Raw genomic sequence first — 9,620 nt, forward strand, 5'->3', positions numbered from 1 at the left:
TGACGCGCCAGTCCGCTCACGCCCCAGTCGACGGCACGCGCTCCATGGCCGGAACGATCACCATCCGGCCTTCGGCGTTCGTCAAGGTTGAGACCTCAACGCCGTAGAGCGCGCGGATGAGCGATGGCGTGATGATGTCTGCCGGCGGACCGTCCGCCATGATCGCACCGTCGCGCAGCACGGCTATGCGTGTCGCGGCCTGCACCGCGTGTTCCGGATTGTGAGTGCTCAACAGGATTGAGCGGCCGCTGCCGGCGAGATCGACCAGATGCTGCAGCAGCCGAACCTGATAGCCATAATCGAGCCCCGTCATCGGCTCGTCCATGACGAGGATGCGGGCTCCTTGCGCGAGCGCGCGGGCGATCAGGGTCAATTGCCGCTCGCCGCCTGAAATCTCGGTATAGGGGCGCGGCGCAAGATGCGCGATCGCCAGCCGCTCCAGCACTTCTTCAACGGCTCGACGATCGGCGGCCTGCGGCGCGCGGAAGATCCCGGTCTCGGCAAGCCGGCCGAGCAGCACCACATCTTGCACTTTATAGGGAAACGGTGCGACGTGCGCTTGCGGCACATAGGCGATGCGCTGTGCCAGCGCCCGGCGCGTGAACTCCGCAAGCGGCCTGTCGCCCAGCCGGACTTCGCCCCGCTCGGGCTTGAGGAAGCCCAGCAGGATACGAAACAACGTGCTCTTGCCGGCGCCGTTGGCTCCGAGCAAGGCGACGATCTCGCCCGCATGAAGGCGGATATTGATGTCATCCAGAATAATGCGCGCGCCACGGCGGAAATGAACATCCCGCGCCTCAAGACATTCGGCGGTGACGACGGCTGTCATCATGTCCAGCCCTGCCGCGCCCGGCGCAAGACGATGATGAAGGCCGGGATGCCGAGCAGCTCCGTGAGAATCCCGATTGGAATTTCGGATCGCGTGATGCTGCGGGAGACGCAATCGGCGGCGATCAAAAAGATAGCGCCCGAGAACGCGCTGGCGGGAAGCAGCCGCGCATTGCCCGGCCCGAGCGCGAGGCGCACCACATGCGGAACCACGAGGCCGACCCATCCGATCATGCCGGCGAGCGACACCGATAAAGCGGAGACCAGCGTCGCCGCGCCGATCACGCCATAACGCACCTGCTGCGCCGGCACGCCGAGCGCACGCGCCTCGTCGTCCCCCATCGATAGCGCGTCGAGCGCACGGCCGAACAGCGCCAGCACCACGAGCCCGCCGGCGATCGGAATTGCGGCCCAGCGAATCTGGGTCATATCCAGGCCGCCCAGGCTGCCCATCAGCCAGTACACGATAGCCGGCAACTGCTCGTAGGGGTCGGCGGTATATTTGACGATCGACAGCGCCGACGTGAACAGCGCGGCCGAAATCATGCCGCCGAGCACAAGCATGATCATGGAAGCCTGACCGAACATATTGGCGATCAAAAGTCCGACGCCGACCGCAACGAGCCCCATCGCAAAGGCCGAGAGCTGGATCAATGCCCAGTTGCCGAACAGCAGGATTCCCAAAGCCGCGCCGAAACTCGCACCGCCGAGAACGCCGAGAATCCCGGGCGAGACCAGCGGATTGCGAAACACCGCCTGAAATGCCGCACCCGATGAGGCGAGAGCGGCCCCGACCAGTCCGGCGCCGAGAATCCGCGGCAGGCGGATTTCCACGATGATATTGTGCAGCAGTTGATAGCGGTCCAGCGCCATCGGCTTCAACCCGACCATGGCCTGAAAGAACGACACGATGTCTCCGATCGAGAGCGGATAGCGACCGATCGTGATGGCAAACAGGATCGCGCCGATCAGCAGCAGAGGCAGAAAGACCAAGCGTAGCATGCGTGTCTGCTTCTTCTTCTGGAATTGGACCGAAACAGACGGGCTGCCGGCGGACGGCCCAATCCGTTATCATAGTCAGTATACAACGTCGATGGAGTAGCGCCGCTGCAGGGAAAGGCGGCCTGAACCGCGTCACGCGGAGACTTCTTCTCGCCGCTTCAAACTGGCGTCATGGGGAGGTTATCGGGCGATTCGCTTGACCGCGAAGCGCTGAGCGGGATCCACGCCCGACACACACCATAAGCGCCGGTTGCGTCCACAAACAAAATGGCGTGTTTCCCGATTGCTCCGTTTAACGACTTCGACACGTTCGGCGTCCCGATCATCCTTATTTCTTTCCGGGAAACACGCTGGTCAGAAGTTCCTTGGCGCTGTTCTTCAGCACGCTGCCAAGTTCGGGTTCGGAAGGAATCATGCTGAGAAAATTCCTGGCCTCCTTCAGCGTGATGTGCGGAGGCAGCGGTGGCACATTTGGATCGGTATAGGCTTCCAGAATGACCGGCCGATCCGCGGAGAACGCCTCGTCCCAGGCCTCGCCGACCCGATCCGGGTTATCGACGAAGATTCCTTTGAGCCCGATCAGCTCGGCATATTCATGATACGGGAGGTCCGGAATGCTCTGAGTAGATTCGGTCTTGCCGGCACCCAGTTGAATTCGCTCTTCCCAGGTCACCTGATTGAGATCGCGATTGTTGAGGACGAGAACGATCAGGCGCGGATTCGACCATTGCTTCCAGTACTTCGAAATCGTGATCATCACATTGATGCCGTTCATCTGCATGGCACCATCGCCCATGCAGGCAATCACGGTGCGATCCGGATAGGCCATCTTTCCCGCGAGCGCGTAAGGCGTGCCCGCGCCCAATGAAGCCAGGCCTCCGGACAGCGACGCCTTCATGCCGCGGCGCATCTTCAAGTCTCTCGCGTACCAGTTGGCGACCGAACCTGAATCGGCGGTGATGATTGCGTTGTCCGGAAGCCGCGGTGACAATTCCCAGAAAACCCGTTGCGGATTGAGCGGATCAGCGCTGGCCATCGCGCGCTTTTCAAGCGTTTCCCACCAGTCCTTGACGCCTCTCTCAATGCCGCGCCGCCATGGTGATTCTTTTTTCTGTGTCAGCATGGGCAGGAGAGCGCGGAGCGACGTCTTGCTGTCGCCGACGAGGTTGACTTCCATCGGATATCGCAAGCTCAGACGGCTGCCTTCGATGTCGATCTGAACGCCGCGCGCCGCGCCCGGCTTCGGCAGGAATTCACTGTAGGGGAACGCCGAGCCGACCATCAGGAAGGTGTCACAGCCCTTCATGAGATCCCAGCTCGGCTTCGTCCCGAGCAATCCGATCGAACCGGTCAACGAACGGAAGATCGTCGGGCACGGCAGCCTTGCCGAGCAGAGCTTTCGCGACGCCCGCCTGCACGTGCCGTGCGCATTGCGCATAATCGGCGAGGTGTCACCTGCGTGATCCTGCCCAATGACCTTCAGGAACTCGAATATGCGGATCCGCCGGTTGCTCACGGCGCGACGCATACCGGCGTGGGCTATGCCGGCCCCGCCAAATTGCCGGATGACCAGTTGCTGGCGGATGCCGCCGATGTTTTGAACGCCGGTAAAAAAGTTGCAATGCTGGTCGGCGCCGGCGCGCTCGACGCTACCGATGAAATCATCGCGGTTGCCGAGCGGTTGGTCGATCAAGTGACGAACTTGTTCGGGTACGCTCGCCTGTCCGACGTATTCAGTAACGTCCTGAAACAGATTTTGAAGGTCGACTTCCTGCTGGTAGCTTGCACCGAGCCCGCTCCTCGCCTGCTGGCCAACCAACGCGACGACAGGGACATGATCCATCTTGGCGTCGTACAGCCCGTTCATCAGATGGATCGCTCCCGGGCCGGAAGTCGCATAGCAAAGCCCGACCTGGCCGGTAAATTTTGCGTGCGCGGACGCCATAAAAGCCGCCATTTCCTCGTGACGAACCTGCACGTATTCCATGGTGTCCCGAGCTTTTTCCAGTGCAACGTCGAGGCCGCCGACGCCATCTCCCGGATAGCCATAAACTCGCCGCAGCCCCCATTCGGACAGCCGCCGCCAAACAAACTCGCTGATATTCATCGCCCGGTTCCCGAATGCAGATGCGGACGCCAACGGCGGATTAAGCGTGCAGCCATGACGTGCGCTGCGATTGACGTTTGAACTCGTCACACGAACAATCGTTGCAGGCCGGATTTATCCGACTTCCGGTTCAAGCCCTAAAGATGGTGAGGCCGAGAAGCAGCAACGCAATGAAGATGATGCCGAAGATGTAAAACAGGATGCGCGCAATATCGGCGCTTGCCGCCGATAAGCCGGTAAATCCGAACACAGCGGCCACCAGCGAAATCAGGAAGAAGATAAGCGCCCATTTTAGAATCGTCATGGTCGGTTTCTCCGCTTTGATAGCAGGTGCCGGGATTGTCTGACGCGCGTCCTTCAGGAATCGATCGTCAGTAATTGTCCGGTGCGAGCCTGCGAGACAATTTTCAGAACCGCTCCGGGTTCCATATAATCCCTCAGCTCACCTTAGGCGGGGCCGCATTCCTGACACTGAGGGCAAGTCTATTGCGCTGAGGCCCTTATCATTATGGCGTCGACCAAAGCCGTCCGAGCCCTCCTTGCCTCTGTCGCCGTTCGAGGCTGCGGCATCCGCCGCAGTGACTTTCCGAAAAGCTCAGGAACGATCTCGAGTTCCTTCTCGTTACGGTGAGACGACGAGCGGAGAGGGAATGTTCAGCAGGACTGAGAGCGCCACGTCGGAGAGGCCGAAGGTGACTGGCTGGACCGTCGTGTTCCTGCTGGTTCTGATCGGCATCGGGTTCGCGTCTGAATATCTTTTTTCCGTGTCGAACCAGCGTGCAGGCGTTCCGGAGAGGAGCAGCGCTCCCTTCTCCAACACCCCGGCAACACGGAGCGATCGCCGCCGTGGAGCAACGACGGCGTCCGAATTGCCGCCGCGCAGCTGGAAGAAGATCATGCTGCGCGTCTATGCGAACATATCAAAACATCGGGTGTTGGCGCTCGCGGCGGCTATGACCTACTACAGCATCCTCGCTATCTTTCCCGCCATCGCGGCTTTGGTCGCGATGTATGGTCTCTTCTCGGACCCCACGGCCATTACAAGGCATCTCGATCAGCTCGGCGGCTTTTTGCCAAGCGGAGCTATCGACATCGCTCGAGACCAGCTCACCCGTGTGGCTTCGAAGGGCTCTCAGACACTTGGCCTCACCTTCTTTGTCGGATTGATCACCTCGCTTTGGAGCGCGAACGCGGCGATGAAGTCCTTGTTCGACACATTGAATATCGTGCATGGCGAAGATGAGAAGCGCGGCTTCGTCAAGCTAAATGCGCTTTCGCTTTGCTTCACGATTGCCGGCGTGGGTTTCCTGCTCGGCGCACTCGGCTCAATCATCGTGGTCCCCTTGGTTCTCAACTACATTGGCCTCTCCGATGTCGGCGACCTCCTGCTTCGCATCGGCAGATGGCCCGCGATGTATTTCGTTCTCACCTTAGCTCTCGTGGTTATCTACCGTTACGGCCCCGACCGCAGGACGGCGCGGTGGCGCTGGATCACCTGGGGAAGCGCAATCGCCGCCCTGCTCTGGCTCGCGGCATCGGGCCTTTTTTCCTGGTACGCTGCCAATTTCGGCAGGTTTAATGAGACCTACGGTTCGCTTGGCGCCATTATCGGTTTCATGACGTGGCTCTGGATATCTGCCATCGTGATCCTCCTGGGCGCCGAGATTGACGCTGAAATGGAGCAGCAGACGTCACGCGGCAGCACGACCGAACCGCTGCGGCCGGAGATGGGGGCCGTGAGACCCATTCCATGACGATTCAGTTCGAGAACCGACCATCGAAGCCAGAAGCGGAATCGCGCCCTCACTCCTTGGCCGGGGGTGAAGGGAAGTCATTCCCGACCGCCGCAGGGGGCGGGGGCAACGGCATCCAGTGGGACGGCTGTCGAAACGGGTAGAGAGAGGCTAAATCCACCTTGTACATTGCTGATCGATGCTGTTCCTGTGCGCCCTGATGCTTCGTCGGGAAGTAAAGCAAGACCGCCATGTCCGGCACCGTATCAATCGGCTGCCAGCTCTGCGGCGCTACGCCGTCCACGGCGAGCGCAGCAGATAATGCAGCTTCGGCGTACAACGTATCCGATGGCCGTCTGGTGTTTGTGTCGCGGGTCAGGTGCGCTCTAACATCGGCAACAGCTTGAATTGCTGCCTCTATGGCTCGTTTGGAAAACGGATGGGTCATTTTCAATCCTATTCGCGCGTGACTGCGCCGCTGCAATCGTCCGATTGATTTCCTTCTCCGATATAGCTGTCCGGCATGGGGCGCGACCAGGAACTATTCAGGATTATAGACGACGACCAGCGCAGCGCATGGCTGAGCCGGTTCGAAACCGGCCTATGGTATCCTGGCCATCGGTGATCGCATCAAGAGGCGCATGTGTATGTCGTGGTAAACCTGCCCGTCCAGCATGCGACCGCCGCTATTTCCGCACAAACGTGGAGAATCCGTGGTTCCGAGTAGCAATGAACCCTCGCGAACACGCACTGTGGCGTGGGCCTCTGCGACAGCCATCGGTGATTGAACGCCAGCGCAAAGGCCCGATGGGCGTTCGATGATTGTAGATCACCACGGGAGTTCGTAGCTGAGGATGAAAAGTTCCTCCTTCAATAACCCCCAATTGAAGGAGCCGATTGACACAACATGTATGATTCAGCTCGAGAGGGCGAGCAAAGTGAAAGCCGAGTTCCAAGCCGTGCTGATCGACCGGTTCAAGCTTCCGACCAACCCACGCCGCGCTTGGCTTTATTTTGTGATGTTTGGTGGAACTTACTCGCTGCTTTGCATCTTCGGTGCCCGCACGGCGAACGATAACGTCTTGTCGCTGATTTGGCCGGCCAATGCATTCATGCTCGGCATGCTCGTGCGCTTTCCTTTGTTGGCGCTTCCCCTTGGGTGGGTTGCTTGTCTTGCCGGCTTCGCAATTGCGGTCCCCATCATGGGCTACGGACTTGTAACAAGCGGAGGATTGATCGCGTATAATTTCGGGGTCGTGATCATCGAGTATGTCCTGCTGTCCAAGGTCGATCGCGCCGATCAGCGTCTCAAGCGTCTGACTTCGGTTTTCTATCTCCTCTTCGCGGTGGGCGCTGCGTCCATGTTCGCCGGCATTGTCGGGGCAGTCCTGGTCGGCCCTTTATTCCATAATCCGGCAGCCGTAAGCTCTTTCCGGTACTGGTTTTCGGTCGAGCTTTTAAACCAGCTCGCTTTTTTGCCGATGATTTTGTCCTATCCGGAAGGCCGTAAATGGGCACGGCAGCAGCTACCGCAGCCCACCTTCCACGATCAAGCGCCGATCGTTGTATTTGTCCTCTCGGCCGTTACGGGAATCTTTTTCGGAGGAACGGGCGCTCTCGCATTCCCTGTGCCGGCCCTTCTTTGGTGCGCAATTTCCTATCGCGTGTTTCTGACAGCCGTGCTGACCTTCGTATTCTGCATATGGGTAATCATGGCGGCGACATTGGGCTATATTGATATATCGCATGTCGATCAATCGCGAGTGCTGTCGATCAGCATGGGCGCCGCATTTATTTCTTTGGGGCCCCTGATCATCTCCACAACGACTGCGACACGAAGTGAACTTTTCGACCAGCTCAAGAATCTCGCAGCCGAACGCGAGATTGTGGCCAATGAACTCGACCATCGGATCAAAAACCTTTTTGCGCTCGTCAATGGGCTGATCAACCTGTCGGTCCGCGGCAAACCCGAGATGAAACCGCTGGCAGACACACTTACAAGTCGGCTCGGGGCATTACACCGTGCGCATGGTCTCATTCGCGCCGAGACTACGTCCGGGTCCGGGGCGGCTCTCACTTCTCTAAAGGACCTCATTGGCGTTCTGCTTCGGCCTTATGAGGGGATCGAAGACAAACACGTCGTGGTCGATGGCGACGAAGTGTTCATCAAGAGCGCAAGCATTACTCCGCTGGCTCTCGTTTTCCACGAACTGGCGACGAATTCGACCAAGTACGGTGCTTTGAGGAATCCCGACGGCGCTCTCGGCGTCCATATCAGCCGCGGCATTGACGACCTGCATATCAAATGGAACGAGAGGGGCCCCGTGAAGACAGGCTATGCCGATGCCGCAGACGGCGGCTTCGGTTCGAAGCTTCTCGACCTTATCATCAATGAACAATTGCAAGGAAGCTATGCTCGCGTCTGCACCGAATACGGCATGGACATCGAGATCGTTCTGCCGGGAAAATTGTTCAGCGACATCCCCTTCGATCCCTCCACCTTGTCATCGTAGCCGACGTCAGGTCTTCCACTTCGGTCTTGTTATGCGTTGAGAGTCCGCAATCGCCGGCCTGGAAAGCGCCCGGTCGACAAACGAATTTCGGAATGGATACGTCAATCCAAGCTTGTGATCAGAGTTTGCGACGGGAGAGTTCGGGTGGCGGCAGCGGTCTATTGCTGCCCCCCAATCGTCCAGATCGTTGCCATGGTGATGACAATCGCAATGAATTGCAGGAGGATACGCATTTGCATCAGATGCTGCGAGCGGTTGGGGCTACCGCCACGCATCATGTTGATGAGACCCATCAGCAAGACGGCAGCGACCGAGGCCACCGCGATCGGAAGCAAAACTTTGCTCAGAAACAGGATCATGCCGTGGCTCCCACGCCCGTCGGTCTCGAGATCTTTGCGCCGGCTCCCAACGGTCAGCCGTGATTATCGGCACATGCGACGATAACGCCGACAGTTGCCCATACCTTCCTCGCCACGATGTTCCTTATGCATGCAGGCTCGACGGAGTCGAGCACAGGTATTGCCTTCATCGTCGTAGCGTCGATGTCGTCGACCTTCGACATCAACGTCCACGCCACCCGGCCCGATGTAGACGCCCTGGGCCAATTGAATTGGATGCTGCTGCGCGGTAGCTGCTCCGGCCGAGAATACGCAGCCGGCAACAATCGCGACTCCCAAGATGATCCTGTTCATGACCAATCTCTTCCTAACCGGAACCGGCTGACGGGCCTGTCAGCGCTGTGACCACCAACCCGTGGATGGAGGGTTTCGTTCCGGTCGGGAAATCGGACTGCCTGGAATTACTGGGCGCCGACGTAACGCCGGTGAGCACACCGGATACAACAGGCTCAGGAACCTTGGGCGAGCGGAAAGTCGTCGCCGATGAGATATTGCCAGCGGAGCAGCCACTTGCACGTTCAGCCTGAACCCTGGCCATGGCCGTCGTGCCTGTCAGCGTTCGGATCGGAGTTTAGTTGCTCCCGCGACGCCGAAGCGCGCATCGCGATGCGGGACGAGCCTCCACGCTGGCGCTGGTTCCGTGCGCGAGGAACGATTCAATACAACTTGAGTTAAGCCAATCCCCGAAGAGATCCAACAGGACGCGGATTATGAAACCACCAAGGGCTGAGACGTGGGTCGGAGCGGAGCCGCGAAGAACTCGCGGCGACCGTCGAGCCGGTGAGGCGCGAACTTGAGATCGGTTTCATAGAGATTTGAATTCCAGCCGAATGCCCACGCGAGACCATCGTTGCCGATATGAAGCGGACACGCGCCATTTATCGGCCGCCATGCTTTTGCTCGCGGTAGCTCCAAGAGAGCTTTTAAGCAGTGTTTTTTAAAGTTGCTTTAGTTTGCGTAGACCAGGAGGGTCAAATGAGGAGGCATCAATCCTTTGAAACCTTTCTCATAGGAAAAAGTGTTTTGATGAGAGAAGGCA

Annotated in this window: 8 protein-coding genes and 1 pseudogene; 3 read left to right on the plus strand and 6 right to left on the minus strand. The window is 58.9% G+C overall.

The window, feature by feature from the left end; genetic code table 11:
* Positions 1–16 precede the first annotated feature (16 nt).
* The 4 genes and pseudogenes from BGN91_RS13815 to BGN91_RS13830 all read right to left on the minus strand — a co-directional run bounded on the left by BGN91_RS13815 (position 17) and on the right by BGN91_RS13830 (position 4,241).
* The gene (locus tag BGN91_RS13815; protein ID WP_292614043.1) at positions 17–832 is read right to left on the minus strand and encodes an ABC transporter ATP-binding protein; all 816 of its coding nucleotides are present in this window, start codon (positions 830–832) and stop codon (positions 17–19) included.
* Positions 829–1,830, minus strand: coding sequence for an iron ABC transporter permease (locus BGN91_RS13820; protein ID WP_292614046.1), 1,002 nt, complete (start codon positions 1,828–1,830; stop codon positions 829–831). Before BGN91_RS13820 ends, BGN91_RS13815 begins: the two co-directional genes overlap by 4 nt.
* A 328-nt stretch (positions 1,831–2,158) precedes the next feature.
* A pseudogene (locus tag BGN91_RS13825) lies at positions 2,159–3,937 on the minus strand (pyruvate oxidase).
* A 130-nt stretch (positions 3,938–4,067) separates the two neighbouring features.
* On the minus strand, positions 4,068–4,241 hold the full coding sequence (locus BGN91_RS13830; RefSeq protein ID WP_292614048.1) for a DUF1328 domain-containing protein: 174 nt from the start codon (positions 4,239–4,241) through the stop codon (positions 4,068–4,070).
* A gap of 388 nt (positions 4,242–4,629) precedes the next feature.
* On the opposite strand from BGN91_RS13830, the gene BGN91_RS13835 reads away from it, so the two are divergent.
* Positions 4,630–5,691 carry a YihY/virulence factor BrkB family protein gene (locus BGN91_RS13835; RefSeq protein ID WP_292614050.1) on the plus strand — a complete coding sequence of 354 codons (1,062 nt, stop codon included), beginning with the start codon at positions 4,630–4,632 and terminating at the stop codon, positions 5,689–5,691.
* A gap of 49 nt (positions 5,692–5,740) precedes the next feature.
* Here BGN91_RS13835 and BGN91_RS13840 read toward each other — a convergent pair whose 3' ends face one another.
* The gene (locus BGN91_RS13840) at positions 5,741–6,118 is read right to left on the minus strand and encodes a hypothetical protein (RefSeq protein WP_292614052.1); all 378 of its coding nucleotides are present in this window, start codon (positions 6,116–6,118) and stop codon (positions 5,741–5,743) included.
* 490 nt (positions 6,119–6,608) lie between these two features.
* Between BGN91_RS13840 and BGN91_RS13845 the strand changes: the two genes are divergently transcribed.
* A complete protein-coding gene (locus BGN91_RS13845; protein ID WP_292614054.1) occupies positions 6,609–8,183 on the plus strand; it encodes an HWE histidine kinase domain-containing protein in 1,575 nt (524 codons plus the stop codon).
* Positions 8,184–8,341: 158 nt separating this feature from the next.
* On the opposite strand, the gene BGN91_RS13850 is transcribed toward BGN91_RS13845, so the two are convergent.
* A complete protein-coding gene (locus tag BGN91_RS13850; RefSeq protein WP_292614056.1) occupies positions 8,342–8,542 on the minus strand; it encodes a twin transmembrane helix small protein in 201 nt (66 codons plus the stop codon).
* 126 nt (positions 8,543–8,668) lie between these two features.
* On the opposite strand from BGN91_RS13850, the gene BGN91_RS13855 reads away from it, so the two are divergent.
* On the plus strand, positions 8,669–8,926 hold the full coding sequence (locus tag BGN91_RS13855; protein WP_292614057.1) for a hypothetical protein: 258 nt from the start codon (positions 8,669–8,671) through the stop codon (positions 8,924–8,926).
* The last annotated feature ends 694 nt before the right edge of the window (positions 8,927–9,620 follow it).

Origin of the sequence: Nitrobacter sp. 62-13 (assembly GCF_001896955.1) — a bacterium.
Lineage (GTDB): Bacteria > Pseudomonadota > Alphaproteobacteria > Rhizobiales > Xanthobacteraceae > Nitrobacter.

What these genes read in the sequence shown, in the direction of transcription:
- BGN91_RS13855 (WP_292614057.1), top strand. Translation starts at nt 8,669, where the DNA reads ATGCATGCAGGCTCGACGGAGTCGAGCACAGGTATTGCCTTCATCGTC.
- BGN91_RS13815 (WP_292614043.1), bottom strand. Translation starts at nt 832, where the DNA reads ATGATGACAGCCGTCGTCACCGCCGAATGTCTTGAGGCGCGGGATGTT.
- BGN91_RS13850 (WP_292614056.1), bottom strand. Translation starts at nt 8,542, where the DNA reads ATGATCCTGTTTCTGAGCAAAGTTTTGCTTCCGATCGCGGTGGCCTCG.
- BGN91_RS13820 (WP_292614046.1), bottom strand. Translation starts at nt 1,830, where the DNA reads ATGCTACGCTTGGTCTTTCTGCCTCTGCTGCTGATCGGCGCGATCCTG.
- BGN91_RS13840 (WP_292614052.1), bottom strand. Translation starts at nt 6,118, where the DNA reads ATGACCCATCCGTTTTCCAAACGAGCCATAGAGGCAGCAATTCAAGCT.
- BGN91_RS13830 (WP_292614048.1), bottom strand. Translation starts at nt 4,241, where the DNA reads ATGACGATTCTAAAATGGGCGCTTATCTTCTTCCTGATTTCGCTGGTG.